The sequence below is a fragment of the Streptomyces klenkii genome, assembly GCF_003626645.1.
GTDB lineage: Bacteria > Actinomycetota > Actinomycetes > Streptomycetales > Streptomycetaceae > Streptomyces > Streptomyces klenkii.
The window spans coordinates 403,914-420,123 of record NZ_RBAM01000004.1 but is presented as its reverse complement, the minus strand read 5'-3'; the positions used below and the strand labels follow the sequence as shown (position 1 = coordinate 420,123).

The window sequence follows — 16,210 nt, the reverse complement described above, 5'->3', positions numbered from 1 at the left end:
GCAGGAGCCCCCACAGGAAACGCTCGCAGGAGCACCCGCAGAAACACCCACAGACCCGGAACCGCCGGCCCCGTGCCGGCGGTTCCGTCATGCCGGCGTATCCGCCGTCGGTAGATGCCTGCAAGGCAGAACGCAGAGGAGGAGGTATACGCCGGCATCACCACGTGAAACAGAGAAAGGAATCGGCATGCCCCACCTCATGCTCGAGCACTCGGGCAACATCCGTGAATCGGTCGACGAAGCCGGCCTGTTCAGGGAACTGCATGCTGCGCTCTCGGAAGTCGGCGGCTTCCGTGTCCAGGACTTCAAGAGCAGGGTCGTCCGGCTGAACGCCTACATCGGCGACGGCACGTACGAGCAGGCGTTCGTCAATCTCGACATCCGCACCTTCGCGGGCAAGTCCGCGGACGCCAAGAGCCGCATCAGCCAGGAAGCCCTGCGCGTCCTGGGCCGGCACTTCCGGCGGACGATGACGGAGACCTCCTGCGACATATCGGTTCAGATCACCGAGCTGAACCGTGAGAGCTATTCCCGCACCCGTTCCGAGGACCTGGCCTCCCAGGCCCCCGTCCTTCCCCTCGTCCTACAGGAGAGCACCACACCATGACCGATTACCAAGGAAAGCGCGTCCTCGTCGTCGGAGGGAGCTCAGGCGTCGGCCTGGCCACTGCCCGGCAGTTCACCGCACAGGGCGCACACGTCACCATCGCCTCCCGCTCCAAGGAGAAGATCGACGCCGCGGTGGGCAGCATCGGCGCACCCGCGACCGGCCGGGTCCTGGACATCACCGACGACGCCTCGGTCGAGGAATTCGCCGGCACTGCGGGCGCGTTCGACCACGTCGTCATCACGGCGGCCGACACGCCGATGGGCCGCGTCGACACCTTGCCGCTCGACGCCGCCCGCGCCGCGATGGACAGCAAGTTCTGGGGCGCCTACCGCCTGGCCCGCGCGCTGCGGATCAGCCCCGCCGGCTCGCTGACCATCGTCACCGGCTACCTGTCCGTACGGCCCGGAAAGGCCGCCGCGCTACAGAGCGCGATCAACGCCGCGCTGGAGGCCCTCGTCCGCGGGCTGGCCCTGGAATACGCACCGCTGCGCGTCAACGCCGTCTCCCCCGGCCTGATCAGGACGCCGCTGTGGGACGGCCTCCCCGCGGAGGACCGCGAGGCCATGTACGAGGCCGCTGCCGAGCGGCTCCCCGTCGGCCGCGTGGGCGAGCCCGAGGACATCGCCGACGCGATCCTCTACGTGGCGGGCAATCCGTACAGCACGGGCACCACGCTGTTCATCGAAGGCGGCGGCGCGATCGCCTGATCGCGGCCGCGGCCCCTGTCACCGGGACGGGCCGGTCCCGCGGAACCCGGCAGCCTTCTCCACGGCTGCGGGTCCGCGCGCTCCGGCCCGTCCGGCGACGCCCTGCCTCACTTTCCCCTTCGGCTCACTTCTCGACCGTCAGCTCCGGCATCTTTCCCGTCGTCGCGCTCAGGTCGATGACGGCGAACGACGCGCCCTGGGGGTCGGTCAATGCGGCGAAGCGGCCGAAGGGGCTGTCCATCGGGCCGAATTTGAGGTCGCCGCCGCGTTCCGTCGCCTTGGCGACCGTGGCGTCGCAGTCGCCGACGGCGAAGAAGACCTGAATGTGCGGCGGGACCTCCGGGGGGAATTCCTCGCCCATCACCATGCGGCCGAGCACCGCGTCGCCGCCGAGCGTGAACAGCTTGAAGTCGATTTCCTCGTCGTCGGTGTCCGCGTCGCCCTTGATGCGCTGCACCCCGTACGGGAAGACGGCCGGGAAGAAGGCGTCGGTCTTGCGCGGATCGCGGGTGAAGACCTCGGCCCAGCAGTACGCGCCGGCCTCCCCGCGCTTGCCGAAGCCCTCGTGGGTGCCGGCCTGCCAGACGCCGAAGGTGACGCCCGAGGGGTCGCGGGCGAGGACCATCGTGCCGAAGTCGCCGACGGTCATCGGGTCCATCAGCAGCTCGCCGCCACTCGCGCGGATCTTCGCGGCGGTGGCTGCCGCGTCGGGCGAGGCGAAGTAGAGGTTCCAGGCGGAGTGGCCCTCCTGGCCCGGCATGGGAGGCACCACGGCGGCCACGGCCTTGCCGTCCGCGTCGTACGCCTCCGTGTAGTCGCCGAACTCCGACGCGCTCTCGCCGAAGGTCCATCCCAGGACGTCACCGTAGAAATCCTTGGCCGCCTCGACGTCCGTGAACATCGCGTCGGCCCAGCACGGCATGCCCTCTGCTTGCGCGGCCATGGTTCCGGCTCCTTCCGGGCTGCTACGTCCCTGGCGCCCCCGTAGCCACGCTAATCACCCGGGACCGCGCCCGCACGGGGAGCGCGCAGGGCCACGAGCCCCACGACCGCCGCCGCGGCCACCGCCACCAGCCCGCACGCCAGGATCCCGGCCCGCGCCCCGTAGTGCTGGACCGCCCAGCCCACCACCGGGCCGCCGATGGGCGTCCCGCCCGTGTAGACGAGCATGTACAGGCCCATCACGCGGCCCCGCATCGACGGGTCCGTGTTCAGCTGCACCAGCGCATTGGCCGTGGTCGCGAACGTCACGTTCAGCAGCCCCACCAGCACCATCAGTGCGCCGAACCACCAGATGCCCGGCGCCGCCGACGTCAGCGCCTCCAGCACGCCGAAGGCCGCCGCCGTGACCACCATGACCACCGCGCTGCCGCTCCGCCGGCGCGCCGACAGCAGCGCCCCCGCCAGGGCCCCCAGCCCGACCGCCGTCGTCAGGAAGCCGAATTCCTTCGCGCCGCCGTCGAAGACGTTGTACGCGAAGCCCGACAGCAGCGTCGGGAAGTTGAAGCCGAAGGTGCAGACGAACCCGACCAGCACGATCGGCAGCATCAGCTGCGGATGCTCGCGCACGTGCCGCAGGCCCGCCCGGACCTGGCCCTTCTCGCGCGGCGCGGGCTTCGACGGGAGCAGCTCGGCGGCCCGCACGGCCAGCAGGGAGGCGATCACCGCGAGGTAGGAGAGGGCGTTGAGGGCGAACGCCCAGCCGCTGCCGATCACGACGATCAGCGGTCCCGCCACGGCCGGGCCGAGCAGGCGGGCGCTCTGGAAGTTGACGGCGCCCAGGCTGACCGCGTTGGCGATGCGCTCGGGACCGACCATCTCGGGGACGAACGTCTGGATCGCCGGGTTGGCGAACACGTTCATGAGGCCGAGCAGGAACGCGAAGACGTAGACGTGCGCGACCTCGACGGTGCCGGTCAGCGTGAGCACGGCCAGGGCCGCCGCGAACAGGCCCATCGCGCCCTGCGTGGTGAGCAGGATCCGCCGCTTCGGGTACCGGTCGGCGACGACCCCGCCGAACAGGCCGAACAGCAGCACCGGCAGGAATTGCAGCGCCGTGGTGACGCCCACCGCGAACGTGCTGCCGGTGAGGTGGAAGACCAGCCAGTCCTGGGCGACGAACTGCATCCACGTGCCGGAGTTCGAGATGAACTGCCCGAAGAAGAAGTAGCGGTAGTTGCGCACGGCGAGCGACGCGAACATGCGGCTGCCCGGCTTGGCGGCGGGCGCGGAGGCGGGGGCGGGGCCTGCCGCGGCGGGCCCCCTCGGGGACGGAGCGGTCATCAGTCAGTACCAAACCCTTGACGTCTGTACGGCTGTGCGGCTGTACGGCTTGCCGGGCGACGGCCGTGCGGCTCGCGCGGCTGTACGGGACGGCCTACGTGCCCGTACGGCTCGCGCGGCTGTACGGCTTACGCGTCGCGGCGCGCGAGGACCAGCAGGTAGGCGAGGCCCGGCAGCTCCCTGCGGACGGTGCGGACGGCGGTCACGGTGAACCCGGCGCCGGCCAGCAGCTCCGTCGCCTCCCGCTCGTTGAACCAGCGCGACAGACGGCCGTCATCGGCGCGGTTGAGAACGCCCTCGGCGAGCTCCTCGGCCGTGGTGAAGAGGCTGACGGCCAGCAGCCCGCCGGGGCGCAGCCGCCGCCGTACGTTCGCGAGGTACTGCGCGTAGGCGGCGGGGGCCTGGTGGTGGAGGACGCCGTTGTCGACAGCCGCGTCGTAGATGTGGGCGGCGTCGGCCATGTCCGCGAAGTCACCGACCTCGAAGGACGCGGCGGCGCCGTAGCGGCGGGCTATGTCGTCCCAGTCGGGGAGGCGGACGAGGTCGACCGCGGTGACGCGGTGGCCGGCGGCCAGCAGGAGCTCCATGTCGCGGCCGCGGCCCGCGCCGATGTCGATGACGCTGCTGCCCGCCGCCAGCTCCGTGCAGAGCAGGGGCACCAGCTCGCGCATGGCCGGTTCCTCGCTCCAGGAGTCCGCGCCGTCCTCGTAGCGCCGGACGAAGGCGTCGCGGAGGACCCGGCGGTAGGGGTCGGCACCACTGGTGCCGCCGTCCGTGTCGATGCCCGGGTTCGTCGTGGTCACCTGGTCTCCTTCAAGGATGCCCCTGCCTTCAGGCAGGGGAGGAATCGAAGCCCTGCGGAGCAGGGCAGGGAGCCGGTAGGCTGCACGCTGTGCGTTGCAAGAACCAAGCTCCGTACGCGCGTTGATCGAGAGCCAAGAAAGCGCAACCCCGGCTTTGCCGTACACAACCGGGCAGGTTCCGTCCCGGCTGGTGTTGAGGGAGTAAGACCTTGCGGGTCGCTGACCTGCGGGGCTTCCTGAGCCAGGAATCCCCCTGCTTCAGCCGGGGGAGGGTTCAAAGGCCGCTCCTCTTCCTCGTCGCTTCGGTGCCGCCGGCCCGTGCCAGGGCCGGCCTGCCCTTCGGGTGGATCTCGCTCTTGGGGGCGCCCACCCGGCTCCCGGCCGGGACGTCCGTCGTCACCAGCGCGTGCGCGCCGATGAGGCTGTCGTCGCCGATGCGCACCGGGCCGAGGACGGAGGCGCCCGCGCCCACCACGACGCGGTCGCCGAGGGTGGGATGCCGCCGCTCGCCGGGCAGCCGGTGGCGGTCGCGCCACCAGCCGACGGCGCCGATGGTGACCTGGTGGTAGAGGGTGACGTCGTCGCCGATCACGGCGTCCTCGCCGATGACGACGGCCGCGGCGTGGTCGATGAACAGCCGCCGCCCCACGCGTGCGCCCGGGTGGATGTCGACGCCGCCGGACAGGAAGCGGCCGGCGAGCGACAGCACGCGGGCCGCGACCCGGTGGCCCCGCGCGTGCAGCCTGCTCGCGGGCCGGTGCAGCCACAGGGCGGGCAGGAAGGGGGACAGGAGCGCCTCGGCCCGGCTGCGGACGGCGGGGTCGCGCTCGGCGACGACCTTCAGGTCCTCGCGCAGGCGGCTCAGGGAGCTCAAGCGGCTCAGAGGGCTCAGGGAGCTCAGGGAGCTCAGACGGGAGGCGATTCCGGTGATTCTCAAGCCGCCACCCCCGCCCGCGTGCCGTCTGCCGGGTCGTCCATACGGCCGTCCGCACAGCCATCCACACGGACGTCCACACGGCTGTCCGTACGGCCGTCCGCTCCCCGCATCGCGCGCGTGAACACCGCGAGCTGATCGGCCAGTTCCGCGCACCGCGCGTGCACCGGCCCCGCCTCGTCCAGCGTCCGCCGCCCGCCACCCGTGGAGTCCGTAAGGTCCACGACATCCGCGAAATCCGCGGTCACCGTGCTGACCTGCATCGGCACCGCCCACCCGCCGAGCGCCTTCACCACCTGCCGCAGCTGTTCGCAGGCGGCGGCCGACCCGCGCGGCCCGCTCGCGTGCGAGACCAGGGCTACGGCCTTGCCCTCGAAGGCGTCGCGCGGCAGCAGGTCGACAGCGCTCTTGAGCAGTCCGGAGTAGCCCGAGTGGTAGACGGGCGTCCCCAGGACCAGGGCGTCGCTCGCGCGCACCGCCTCGATGAACTCGCGTGCCCGCGCGACGGGGTGGGGCTCGGGGCTCCAGTAGTGGTCGGGGTGGCTGGGCGGCAGGCCGAGCTCGGCGAGGTCCGCCAGGACGGTCTCGGAGCCGCGCCGCTCCAGCAGGCCGCCGATGTGGGCGACCAGCGCCCGGGTGTGGGATCCGCGGCTCGGGCTCCCGGCCACGCACAGCGTGCGGAAACGGTTCACGCGGCCCCCTCCGCAGCGTCCGTGGCATCCGCGACGCCCGCGGCATCCGCAGAGCCCACAGCGCCCGTGGCATCCGCGGCATCCGCGGCGTCCTCAACCGTCACCCGTACAAGGGCGTGCGCGTCCTCCGCCGCCTTCCTCGCCTCGGCCGCCGTGTCAGCCGTCGTGATGAGGAAGCCGAGCCGGTCGAAGTTGTTGCGCGCAGGGCGCACCGGCTGCCCGGGGCGCGCGTGCAGCATCACTTCGGCCGTCCCGGGGGCGCTCCGTGCCGCCTCTGCGTCGATGCCGGCGAGCACGCCGGGCGCCGGGGCGGTGATCGCCCGGATGCAGCCGACGCCCTGCGCCGGGGAGGGCGACGGGCTGCCGCCCAGGGCGAGTTCGATGACGTCGTGGTAGATGTTCCGGCCCAGCACGTAATTGATCATCGTGGGGACGTAGCCGCCGATGAGCCGGCCGTTGATTTCGATGATCTGCGGGCCGTCCGGCCCGAGGACGACCTCGGTGTGGGTGTGCGCGCGCCGGATGCCGGCGGCGTCGAGCGCGTCGGCGACGACGCGCTCGACGGCCTCGCGGACGTCGTCGTCCAGCTCGGCGGGGAAGCAGCCGCCCAGTTCGACCGGGTGCGGCGCGGGGGCGAGCAAGCGGTCCACGCAGCCGTACGGGGTGCTGGTGCCGTCGACGGTCACCATCTCGCAGCTGACGACCGGGCCCGGCACGTACGCCTCCAGCAGGGCCACGCCGCTGCCGGCGACCCCGCGCCCGTACGAGCGCGCCCCGGCGACGGCCCCGGCCAGCTCGGCCACTTCGGCCGCGTCGTTCGCGACGCCGACGTGGAGGGAGCCGAAGCCGTCGGCCGGCTTGACCACGACGGGGTAGCCGATCTCCGCGGCCGCGGCCACGGCCTCCTCGGGCGTCCGGGCCTGCCGGAACGCGGGCTGCGGCACGCCCGCGGCGGCCAGGCGTTCGCGCACGGCGTGCTTGTCGCGCAGCCGCCGCATCACCGCCGCGCTCTCGAAGGGCAGGCCGAGCGCCTCGGCGACCTCGGCCGTGGCCGGCAGGTGGCCCTCGCTGAGGGCGAGCAGGCCGTGCACAGGATGCTTGCGGTGCAGCGTGCCGATGACGTCGAGGAGGCCGCCCGGGTCCGTGGTGGGGACCCCGGTCAGCAGCCGGGTCGGCGTCCGCAGCGCCTCCTCGCCGCCCTCCGCGGCGAGGTACGGATCGAGGGAGTGGGCCACGAAGGTCACTTCGTGGCCGAGCGCGAGAGCCTCCGACACGATCTTGAATCCGGCGGTCGGGGTCGTCTCCACCAGCACCAGGTGCGAAGGAGAAGAAGGAGAAGGAGAGGAAGAGGGGGAAGAGGAGGAAGAAGAAGGCGTCGTCGTCATCGTCCGAGCTGCTCCCACTCCTCGGGCGTCCCGGCGTCGGGGAAGACGGTGACGACCGTCGCCGAAGCCGGCAGACCGGCGGCTATCTCCTTGGCTGCCAGCCAGTTGGCGGCGGCGGAGCTGCCGATCCGGAGGCCGGTGAGGTCGCGGAACTCCCCCATGGCGGCGAAGGCGCGCGGGTACGAGACGGTGCGGTGCTCGGTCTCGTCGTCGTACAGCGTCACGAACGGCTGCCTGATGCCGTGGCCCATGCCGCCCGACCCGGCGTACTTCCGCTGCCCGTTGGGCGGCTCCTCGCTGCCGTAGGGCAGCTCGGCGGGCGTGACGCCGACGGCCCGCACGGCGGGGAACCGGGCGCGCAGAGCGCGCAGCACGCCGATCAGCGTGCCGCCGGTGCCGATCGAGGCCACCCAGGCGTCGGGGACGCGGCCGCCGAGCTGCGCGACGAGCTCGGCGCCGGTGGTGCGCTCCTGGAGCAGCACGTTGGCGGGGTTGCGGTGCTGGTAGAGCAGGGTCCACTCGGGTTCGGCGGCGGCGATGCGCAGGGCCTCGCGGACGACTTCGAGGAAGCCGCGCTCCTTGTCGACCAGGTCGACGCGGGCGCCGCGCTCGGCGAGGGTGCCGAGGAGGCTGCCGGGGCTCGCCGAGGAGAGGACGAAGCGGGAGCGGATGCCCAGGTCGGCGCAGAGGCGGGAGAGGGCGTTGGCGAGGCTGCCGCCGGAGTACTCCAGGATGCGGAGCTCGTCGAGCGGGCGGTCGCCGTGCCGCTGGAGGGCGCTGCCGAGCAGGGCGTGGGCGACGCGGTCCTTGACGGAGCCGGCTGGGTTCTCCCACTCGCACTTGGCCAGCACGGCGGCGCCGCCGCGGGGGCCCGGCACCTCGATGAGCGAGGTGTTGCCGAGCTCCTGGCCGAACTTCTCGTACGCCGGGTGCCGTTCCGCCACCGCGGCGGTGTCCACCGCGGCGCGGACCGGGTCCAGACTGCCGGGTGGGTAGGGGGCTTCGAGTGGTTCGGGGCGGGGGGCGGGGTAAGAGGAATTCGCGTCGTTTCCGGCCTGATACACCGTCAGCCTCCCTGAGCCATTTACACGTTCACATGCACGTTCAAAGGCAGCGCGATCACCCTAGGTGAAGAGATGTTCACAACAGCGGGGAATGTGATTGCCGTCACATCTTCACGGCGAAGATGACTTATTACCTCCCCCGGAGGATCGGCATCCGACCAGGTGGGAATATGAATCGGACGCACAACTTCCGCTACGGAGAGGGGAGTTGCAAAGCCGGGCCGCAGAAATAGGGACGCCTCACCGGCTATGAATTCCGGCCAGTTCCGCCGCACTCCGATGTTTACGCCACGGGTACGCGGGCGGATTTACGCCTTCCGGCCGTCGAACCGTTCAGCCGTCGAGCCGCGAACCACGAACCACGAACCGTTCAGCCATCCAGCCGCTCAGCCGATCCGGCCGCCCGCCGCACCAGCCGCGCCCAGCACGCCACTGACCGCCGCCAGCAAGGCGTTCCAGCGCGCGGAGCGCAGCGCCGCCGCCCGGGAGGCCAGGGCGCGGACCGTGGGGGCGTACGGGGCGCCCAGGATTTCCAGGGAGTCCAGGACGCGCGCGGCGGCGCGGCCCCGGCCGGTGACGGCGTCACCGCGCGGATTGCCGCGCTCGGCGACGGCCTCCAGGGTCGCGGGCCCCAGCGTGGTGATCGCGCCGCGGACGACGAGCTCGTCCACGTAGCGCGTGCCGGGCCCGCCCGGCGCGCGCACGGCGGTGTCCGTCCAGCGCACCCGGTGCGGCCGCGCCCCGAGCGCGGCGAGCTCGCGCCAGTCCGGCCCGGCCAGCAGCCGCTCGTGGCTGTGGAAGACGAGCCGCGCGGAGGCGAGGGCCGCCTCGCCGCGCATCATCCGGGCCGCCTCGGACGAGGAGGAGCGCAGCCGCTCGTCGAAGGCGGCGTCCACGGGCGCCAGCGGCACGGAGACGACGGCCCGGATCGCGGAGAGGTCGCGCCCCGCGCGGTGCGCGCGGCGCAGGCCGTCCAGCCAGGCGGCGGCCGCCTTGCCGTAGTGGGCGGGCGACAGCACGGGCCCGAGGTCCACGCCGATGCCCTCGGCGAGGCAGTCCGCGGCCGCGGCGAGCCCGTCGGGCCCGGCGGGCAGGGCGACCAGCACATTGGGGCGGTCGACGGCCCGCGCCAGCCGCCGCGCCGTGGCCGTGTCCGCGACGGGGCCGGCCTCCAGGGCGACGTGCCCGTCCCGGCCGCCGGTCCGCTCGTGCACGGGCAGCAGCACGTCGCACGCGCGCCGCCCCTCGGCCGCGAGCAGCCCCTCCGCGGCGCGCAGGGCCCCGGCCGTCACCGGCCCCCCGGTCCCGCGCACGGGCCGGCCGCGCCGGAGCAGGGACCGCGTGAGGGGCTCGGGCCCGAGGGCCAGCCCGCTGATCAGCCCGTCGTCGACGAGCCGGGCCAGCCGCCGCGGATTGGGCTCCTGCCACTCGGCGCCGTCCAGCCAGCGCGACACGCCCTGGTCCGCCAGCAGGCTGATGATGCCCGCGCCGCACACCTCGTCACTCCCCTTGCCCTGTCCATGCGAGCGCCCCTCCGCTCGACGCACGCCGCGGCATCCTCGGCGGAAAGACCTTACGAGTCAAGGAAGCTGACGGTGCGTCGCATGATTTTCGCAGAGCAATGCGTAAAGCAATGCGCAGGGCGATGCGTAGAGCAATCCGTAGAGCGATGCCGGAAGCGGCAGAGCAATGCCGGGAGCAAAGGACACCCCCGGTCGCCCCGGACATGCGGAACACTCGCCCCGGACATGCAGAACACCCCTCCGTCCGCGTTTCCACGGACGAAGGGGTGTCGCTGGCGGTAGCGGTGGGATTTGAACCCACGGTGGAGTTGCCCCCACACACGCTTTCGAGGCGTGCTCCTTAGGCCGCTCGGACACGCTACCGAGAGAGAGCTTAGCGGACGGTGGGCCGTGGTCTGAAATCGATACCGGGCCGGACCGGTGTGACGCTCCTCATGAGGCGCTCACCGGGCGCTCACCAGGGGCTCACCGGGAGCTCACCGGGAGCGGAAGAACTCGGTGAGGAGCGCCGCGCACTCCCCGGCGAGGACGCCCTGGATCACCTCGGGCCGGTGGTTGAGCCGGCGGTCGCGCAGGACGTCCCAGAGGGAGCCGGCCGCCCCCGCCTTCTCGTCCACGGCGCCGTAGACGACGCGGTCGACCCGGGAGAGGACGATCGCGCCCGCACACATCGTGCACGGCTCCAGCGTCACGACCAGTGTGCAGCCCGCGAGGCGCCACTCGCCGACGGCCCGCGCCGCCTCGCGCAGGGCGAGGACCTCGGCGTGGCCGGTCGGGTCGCCGGTGGCCTCGCGTTCGTTGCGGCCGCGGCCGATGACGGAGCCGTCCGGGCCCAGCACCACGGCGCCGACCGGCACGTCGCCGGTGGCGGGGGCCCGTACGGCCTCGTCCAGGGCGGCCCGCATGGGGGCGAGCCACGGGGCGCGCACGGGGTCGTGGTCTGTCGGCTCGCGGACGGCTTCGTTCATGGCACCAGTGTGAGCGAACCGGGCCCGGCGGCCGTCAGCGGACGGCCTCCAGGACGTCCGTGCAGCCGAGGGCGTCGGCGATCTCGCTGAGCGCCTCCCTTTCGAGGGCGAGCAGCTCCTTCGCGCCCACACCGAGGTCGGAGAGGATCTCGGCGTCGCCGAGCGGGCCGGCCGGCCGCGGCTCGGCGGCGTCGCCCGCCTCCTCGGCCTCGTCCTCCACGGCGTCGGGCTCACCGTCCTCCGTCCCGTCCAGGTCGAGGTCGTCGAGGTCGTCGGTGCCGTCGTCCTCGTCGCGGCCGATCAGCTCGTCCACGAGCATGGCGCCGTACGAGCTGCGGCCCGCGACGACCGCGTTCGAGACGAAGACGCGCGGGTCGTCCTCGCCGTCCACGCGGACGATCCCGAACCAGGAGTCCTCCTGCTCGATGAACGCCAGGACCGTGTCGTCGTCCACCGCGGACTCACGGGCCAGGTCGGCGAGGTCGGCCAGGGTTTCCACGTTGTCGAGTTCTGTATCGCTCGCTTGCCATCCGTCTTCGGTGCGCGCGAGCAGTGCGGCGAAGTACACCGTGACTCTCCCACTGGTCATAGGCGGTGCCGGGCCGGACGGGGACCACCCCGCCCATTCGGAATCGTGGCAGAAACCTCGCCGTTGCGAGAGGTCTTCCGCCCTGCGTCGTGCAGCAGTCCGAAGAGATGTGCCTCACGTGGCGCCGCGGGGCCGCCGTACGGATCACCAGCGGAAGGTCCGCATCCGCATCTGCTGGCGCATCCGGGCCGCCCGGGCCCGGCGCGGCTGCACGCGGTCGCGGAGCTCCTTCGCCTCGTTCAGCTCGCGCAGGAACTGCGCGCGTCTGCGGCGGCGGTCCGCCTCGTCCCCGGCTTCGGGGGCGGTTCCGGGTTCGGACATCGTGTCGGGCTTCGTGCCGGACTTGATGTCGGACATCGTGTCGGACTTGGTGTGGGGCTTCTCGGGGGCGTCTTCAGCCATGGCAGGACCACCTCGTGCCGAGTGCTTCGCCGGCCACGCCCGGAGCGACAGACCGGGCGTACGTGCCCACTTTCCCCCTAAGTGGTGGTTTGATGCCAGTGCGGCGACAGACCGTCGCAGACCGGCGGCGGGGCGTCGAACGCCGCACGGCGGCCGCCGGGGGCCGAAAGCTCGGTTAATGTCGATGTCATGCGGATCCACGTCGTCGACCACCCCCTGGTGGCGCACAAGCTCACCACCCTGCGCGACAAGCGCACCGACTCCCCCACCTTCCGGCGTCTCGCCGACGAGCTGGTCACCCTGCTCGCCTACGAGGCCACGCGCGATGTGCGCACGGAGCAGGTGGACATCGAGTCCCCGGTCACGGCGACCACCGGCGTCAAGCTCTCCCACCCGCGCCCGCTGGTCGTGCCGATCCTGCGCGCCGGCCTCGGCATGCTGGACGGCATGGTCCGGCTGCTGCCGACCGCCGAGGTGGGTTTCCTGGGCATGATCCGCAATGAGGAGACCCTCAAGGCGGAGACGTACGCCACGCGCATGCCCGACGACCTCTCGGGCCGCCAGGTCTACGTCCTGGACCCGATGCTGGCCACCGGCGGCACGCTGGTCGCGGCGATCAACGAGCTGATCGAGCGCGGCGCGGACGACGTCACCGCGATCTGCCTGCTGGCCGCGCCGGAGGGCGTCGAGGTCATGGAGCGCGAGCTGGCCGGCGCGCCGGTGACCGTCGTCACCGCCTCCGTCGACGAGCGCCTCAACGAGAACGGCTACATCGTCCCGGGCCTGGGCGACGCGGGCGACCGCATGTACGGCACGGCGGGCTAGCCGCCAGGCTCACGACGAACGCGACGGCCCGGCGGCCCTACGTTCCGCCGGGCCGCAGCCCTTCTACCCCCTCAGCCCGTCGAGGGCTGCCTCAGCACCTCTTCGGTGCCGGGGACGCCGCCTTCGACGGCGGTGCCGAGGACGGGGACCCCGAGGGCGCCGGGCCCTCTCCCGGTTCGACACCCATGTCGGTCAGAGCCCGGTCGGCGTCCTTCCGCGCCGTGAGCTCCTTGAACTCATTGCCGATGACCAGATCGACGTCCTCGTCGGTGTCGCGCTGGTCGTTCTTGATCTCGGCCCCGGCCATCTGCGTGCCGACGACCCGCAGCGCCCCCTCCGCGGCCTCCGGCGCACCGATCAGCAGGCCGGTCCGCTCGACCTTCTTGTCGTAGAGGGCGGGGGCGTTGCCCACCTTGCCGATCCTGAAGCCGCGGCTCTTGAGCTCATCCGCGGTGATCTTGGCGAGTCCGCCCTGCGGAGTCGCGTTGTAGACGTTGACGGTGATGTCGGACGGGCGGGGCAGCGGCTTCGTCTCCGCTTCCTCGTCCGCGGCCGCCTTGCAGTCGCCGTCCCTCGCCCCTTTCCCGCCCTTCGCTCCCGCACCGTGGGCCTGTGTCTCGCTCGGGCCCCCGGTGAAGACGTCGACGAGCTGGAAGGTCCCCCATCCGGCCAGGGCGAGCGCGGCGGACGAGGTGACTGCGGCGAGCACGATCCTGCGGCGGTTTCTGGGGCGGCGCATGTGCGGGAATCGCTTGCCCGTAATGCGGTATCTGCCGCCCATGCCGGGAGGGGTGAGCATGCTCATGGGCGCAGCGTAGTGCGGGGCGGGGCCGCTGCCTACTAAATGATCAATGGGTTCGCGCGGCCCTACCCGAAAGGCCGAACAACGGCCGGAAAGAGCCTCCGGTCAGCCCAGTTCGAGCACGCGTGCGTGCAGCACCTGGCGCTGCTGGAGCGCGGCGCGCACGGCGCGGTGCAGGCCGTCCTCGAGGTAGAGGTCGCCGTGCCACTTGACGACGTGGGCGAAGAGGTCGCCGTAGAAGGTCGAGTCCTCGGCCAGCAGGGTTTCCAGGTCGAGCTGCTGCTTGGTGGTCACCAACTGGTCGAGCCGCACCGGGCGCGGGGCGACGTCCGCCCACTGCCGGGTGCTCTCCCGGCCGTGGTCGGGGTACGGCCGCCCGTTTCCGATGCGCTTGAAGATCACACGGAAAGCCTACCGGGCGACAGGCTCCCGGCGCAGCCACGGCACGGCAGCGCGAAGGCGACAATCGGCCGCATACCAGGAGCAGCGGGGGCGGTCTCCGGTACGGAAATACGGGGCGGACCGTGCGGGAAATCCGTCATCCACAGGCTGGGGACGTCAGGACTTCTTCTTCGCCGGCTTCGCCGGCCGGATCGTGGCCTTGGCGGCCGCCGCCTGCTTGGCCGCGCGCTTGACCTCCTGCTTGTGCTCCCGCACCTTCGCCAGCGACTCGGGCCCGGTGATGTCCGCAACCGAGCGGTAGGAGCCCTCCTCCCCGTACGCGCCGGCCGCCTCGCGCCAGCCCTCCGGCGCGACCTGGAGCTGCTTGCCCAGCAGCGCGAGGAAGATCCGGGCCTTCTGCTCGCCGAAGCCGGGCAGCTCCTTGAGCCGCGCGAGCAGCTCCGCCCCGGTCCCGGCGCCGTCCCACACCGCGCTCGCCTCGCCGCCGTAGTGCTCCACGAGGTACTGGCAGAGCTGCTGGACGCGCTTGGCCATCGAGCCGGGGTAGCGGTGCACGGCCGGCTTCTCGGACAGCAGCCCGGCGAACGCGTCGGGGTCGTAGGCGGCGATCTCGTACGCGTCGAGGTCGTCGCGGCCCATCCGCTGCGCGATGGCGTACGGGCCGGAGAACGCCCACTCCATGGGGATCTGCTGGTCCAGCAGCATCCCGACCAGCGCGGCGAGCGGGCTGCGGCCGAGCAGGGCGTCGGCCTCGGGCTGCTGTGCGAGGTGCAGGGTGATGTCCATGCCTCGATGATCGCCCCGCGGGGCGCGTGCGGGAGGGAGCCGGAGCCCGGGTGTCACCCGCGGGCGGCTCCGCGCGGGCCCGTGTGCGAACGGGTGAACCCGGGGGCGGTGCTCTTGCGGGCGCGGCGGCGCGCGGCTGTCATGGACGTCCGAGCGAGGGAGGCCCGGCATGGCGCGAGTCCGGGTGCGCGGCGCGGAGCTCTTCCACGAGGTCGTGGGCGAAGGCGAGCCGCTGGTGCTGGTCCACGGCGGGCTGACCGACCACTACACGTGGCAGGCGGTCGTCCCGGCCCTCGCCGCGTCCTTCCGGGTCCTCGTCTACGACCGGCGCGGCCACAGCGGCAGCACGCGCACCCTCGGCAACGGCGTCCGCAGGGACCACGAGGACGATCTGGCCGCCCTGATGGAGACGCTGGGCTTCGCCCCGGCACACGTCGCGGGCAACTCCTTCGGCGCGTCGACGGCGCTGGGCCTGGCCGTCCGCCGGCCCGGCCTGTTCCGCAGCCTCATCGCGCACGAGCCGCCGCTGCTGGGCGTGATCCGCGGCGACGACCCGGCGCACGTGCTGGTGCGGGCCGCGCAGGAGGGCATCGACACGGCGGTGGCCCTCATCCTCGCCGGGGAGGAGAGTGAGGGAGTTCGCCGCTTCATGGAGGAGGTGGCCCTCGGGCCGGGCTCCTGGGCGGCCCTGCCCGCGCGCGTGCGCGCGGTCCTCGTCGCCAACAGCCGCGCCTTCGTGCACGAGCAGTGCGACCCCGGCTGGGCGAGCCTCGACCTCACCCGGCTCTCCGGCTTCTCCGCGCCGGCGCTGCTGACGTACGGGACGGAGAGCCTGCCGTGGCTCCCGCCGGTGACGGTCGAGCTCTCCCGGAGCGTGCGGCAGGCGGAGCTCAGGGGGCTGGAGGGCGCGGGGCACGTGCCGCAGGTGTCGCATCCGGAGACGTATGCGGAGATGGTGCGGGAGTTCATCGCCGCGGTGTGACGGGAGCGCCGCCGCGTGACACCGCGTGAGGCCCGTCCGGGCGTGCACACCGGTACGTGAGCGTCCGCGCGCCGCGTGCCCCGCCACCTGCTCCGGGGCGCCGCTCCAGCGCGTCGTCCCCCTCTGTGCGGGAGCGGCGGAAGTGCACGACCGTGGAGTGGGCGGGACTCAGTGCCCTGTAGTGCCCAGCCGTGCCCAGCGGAACAGGGGGACCGCAATGGAGAGCACGCACGACCCGATCACGCCGGCGACCGACACCTCAGCGACCGTCCAGCGCTCCCGCACCGTCCAGCACCCCCGCACCCTCAAGCGCCCGTACGTGGAACCGCAGATCGACGAGCTCGGCACCGTCGAACGGCTCACTGCCCACAACGGCCCCCTCCCACCCGACTCGCCGAACACGCGTGCGCTCGTCTGACGCGCGCGCCCACCGCCCCGGCCCGCGCCGGGGCG

Annotated in this window: 19 protein-coding genes and 1 tRNA gene; 5 read left to right on the top strand and 15 right to left on the bottom strand. The window is 72.6% G+C overall.

The annotated features are described in order from the left end of the window. The first annotated feature begins 187 nt into the window (after positions 1-187). Together D7231_RS12015 and D7231_RS12010 are read left to right on the top strand one after the other, a co-directional pair. Positions 188-607, top strand: a complete 420-nt coding sequence (locus tag D7231_RS12015) for a 5-carboxymethyl-2-hydroxymuconate Delta-isomerase (protein ID WP_120755233.1) — start codon at positions 188-190, stop codon at positions 605-607. Further along, positions 604-1,317 carry an SDR family oxidoreductase gene (locus tag D7231_RS12010; RefSeq protein WP_120755231.1) on the top strand — a complete coding sequence of 238 codons (714 nt, stop codon included), beginning with the start codon at positions 604-606 and terminating at the stop codon, positions 1,315-1,317. Before D7231_RS12015 ends, D7231_RS12010 begins: the two co-directional genes overlap by 4 nt. A 124-nt stretch (positions 1,318-1,441) precedes the next feature. Here D7231_RS12010 and D7231_RS12005 read toward each other — a convergent pair whose 3' ends face one another. From D7231_RS12005 to D7231_RS11950, 12 genes are all read right to left on the bottom strand, one after another. Beyond that, complete coding sequence (locus tag D7231_RS12005) at positions 1,442-2,260, bottom strand: VOC family protein (protein ID WP_120755229.1); 819 nt, start codon at positions 2,258-2,260, stop codon at positions 1,442-1,444. Between the two features lie 50 nt (positions 2,261-2,310). After that, positions 2,311-3,600 (bottom strand): MFS transporter, encoded by a 1,290-nt coding sequence (locus tag D7231_RS12000; protein ID WP_120755227.1) that lies wholly within the window; start codon positions 3,598-3,600, stop codon positions 2,311-2,313. 128 nt (positions 3,601-3,728) lie between these two features. After that, positions 3,729-4,403, bottom strand: coding sequence for a class I SAM-dependent methyltransferase (locus D7231_RS11995; protein ID WP_120755225.1), 675 nt, complete (start codon positions 4,401-4,403; stop codon positions 3,729-3,731). A gap of 274 nt (positions 4,404-4,677) precedes the next feature. Next, complete coding sequence (epsC, locus tag D7231_RS11990; RefSeq protein ID WP_241999663.1) at positions 4,678-5,277, bottom strand: serine O-acetyltransferase EpsC; 600 nt, start codon at positions 5,275-5,277, stop codon at positions 4,678-4,680. 59 nt (positions 5,278-5,336) lie between these two features. Then, positions 5,337-6,029 (bottom strand): NADPH-dependent FMN reductase, encoded by a 693-nt coding sequence (locus D7231_RS11985; RefSeq protein WP_120755223.1) that lies wholly within the window; start codon positions 6,027-6,029, stop codon positions 5,337-5,339. Then, complete coding sequence (locus tag D7231_RS11980) at positions 6,026-7,336, bottom strand: ATP-grasp domain-containing protein (RefSeq protein ID WP_120755220.1); 1,311 nt, start codon at positions 7,334-7,336, stop codon at positions 6,026-6,028. The genes D7231_RS11985 and D7231_RS11980 overlap by 4 nt, the downstream gene beginning before the upstream one ends. Before the next feature lie 74 nt (positions 7,337-7,410). Beyond that, positions 7,411-8,478 carry a PLP-dependent cysteine synthase family protein gene (locus tag D7231_RS11975; protein WP_199739345.1) on the bottom strand — a complete coding sequence of 356 codons (1,068 nt, stop codon included), beginning with the start codon at positions 8,476-8,478 and terminating at the stop codon, positions 7,411-7,413. Positions 8,479-8,864: 386 nt separating this feature from the next. Beyond that, positions 8,865-10,025, bottom strand: a complete 1,161-nt coding sequence (locus tag D7231_RS11970) for a transaldolase family protein (protein WP_120755219.1) — start codon at positions 10,023-10,025, stop codon at positions 8,865-8,867. A gap of 249 nt (positions 10,026-10,274) precedes the next feature. Next, a tRNA-Ser gene (locus D7231_RS11965) sits at positions 10,275-10,364 on the bottom strand. Between the two features lie 113 nt (positions 10,365-10,477). Next, the gene (gene tadA, locus D7231_RS11960; protein ID WP_120755217.1) at positions 10,478-10,969 is read right to left on the bottom strand and encodes a tRNA adenosine(34) deaminase TadA; all 492 of its coding nucleotides are present in this window, start codon (positions 10,967-10,969) and stop codon (positions 10,478-10,480) included. A gap of 34 nt (positions 10,970-11,003) precedes the next feature. Then, positions 11,004-11,537 (bottom strand): tRNA adenosine deaminase-associated protein, encoded by a 534-nt coding sequence (locus tag D7231_RS11955; protein ID WP_120755215.1) that lies wholly within the window; start codon positions 11,535-11,537, stop codon positions 11,004-11,006. Positions 11,538-11,702: 165 nt separating this feature from the next. Then, entirely contained in the window at positions 11,703-11,960 is a 258-nt protein-coding gene (locus D7231_RS11950) for a hypothetical protein (protein ID WP_120755213.1), read from the bottom strand. 189 nt (positions 11,961-12,149) lie between these two features. Here D7231_RS11950 and upp point away from each other — a divergent pair, with 189 nt between their 5' ends. After that, positions 12,150-12,785, top strand: coding sequence for a uracil phosphoribosyltransferase (upp, locus tag D7231_RS11945; RefSeq protein ID WP_058045443.1), 636 nt, complete (start codon positions 12,150-12,152; stop codon positions 12,783-12,785). 91 nt (positions 12,786-12,876) lie between these two features. On the opposite strand, the gene D7231_RS11940 is transcribed toward upp, so the two are convergent. From D7231_RS11940 to D7231_RS11930, 3 genes are all read right to left on the bottom strand, one after another. Next, complete coding sequence (locus D7231_RS11940; RefSeq protein WP_120755212.1) at positions 12,877-13,590, bottom strand: LytR C-terminal domain-containing protein; 714 nt, start codon at positions 13,588-13,590, stop codon at positions 12,877-12,879. Positions 13,591-13,692: 102 nt separating this feature from the next. Next, the gene (locus D7231_RS11935; RefSeq protein ID WP_030368795.1) at positions 13,693-13,989 is read right to left on the bottom strand and encodes a type II toxin-antitoxin system VapB family antitoxin; all 297 of its coding nucleotides are present in this window, start codon (positions 13,987-13,989) and stop codon (positions 13,693-13,695) included. 156 nt (positions 13,990-14,145) lie between these two features. Beyond that, positions 14,146-14,775, bottom strand: coding sequence for an HhH-GPD-type base excision DNA repair protein (locus tag D7231_RS11930; RefSeq protein WP_120755210.1), 630 nt, complete (start codon positions 14,773-14,775; stop codon positions 14,146-14,148). A 169-nt stretch (positions 14,776-14,944) separates the two neighbouring features. Between D7231_RS11930 and D7231_RS11925 the strand changes: the two genes are divergently transcribed. Next, positions 14,945-15,757: an alpha/beta fold hydrolase gene (locus D7231_RS11925; RefSeq protein WP_120755208.1), complete on the top strand. Its 813-nt coding sequence runs from the start codon at positions 14,945-14,947 to the stop codon at positions 15,755-15,757. A gap of 217 nt (positions 15,758-15,974) precedes the next feature. Continuing rightward, positions 15,975-16,175: a hypothetical protein gene (locus D7231_RS11920; RefSeq protein WP_120755206.1), complete on the top strand. Its 201-nt coding sequence runs from the start codon at positions 15,975-15,977 to the stop codon at positions 16,173-16,175. The last annotated feature ends 35 nt before the right edge of the window (positions 16,176-16,210 follow it).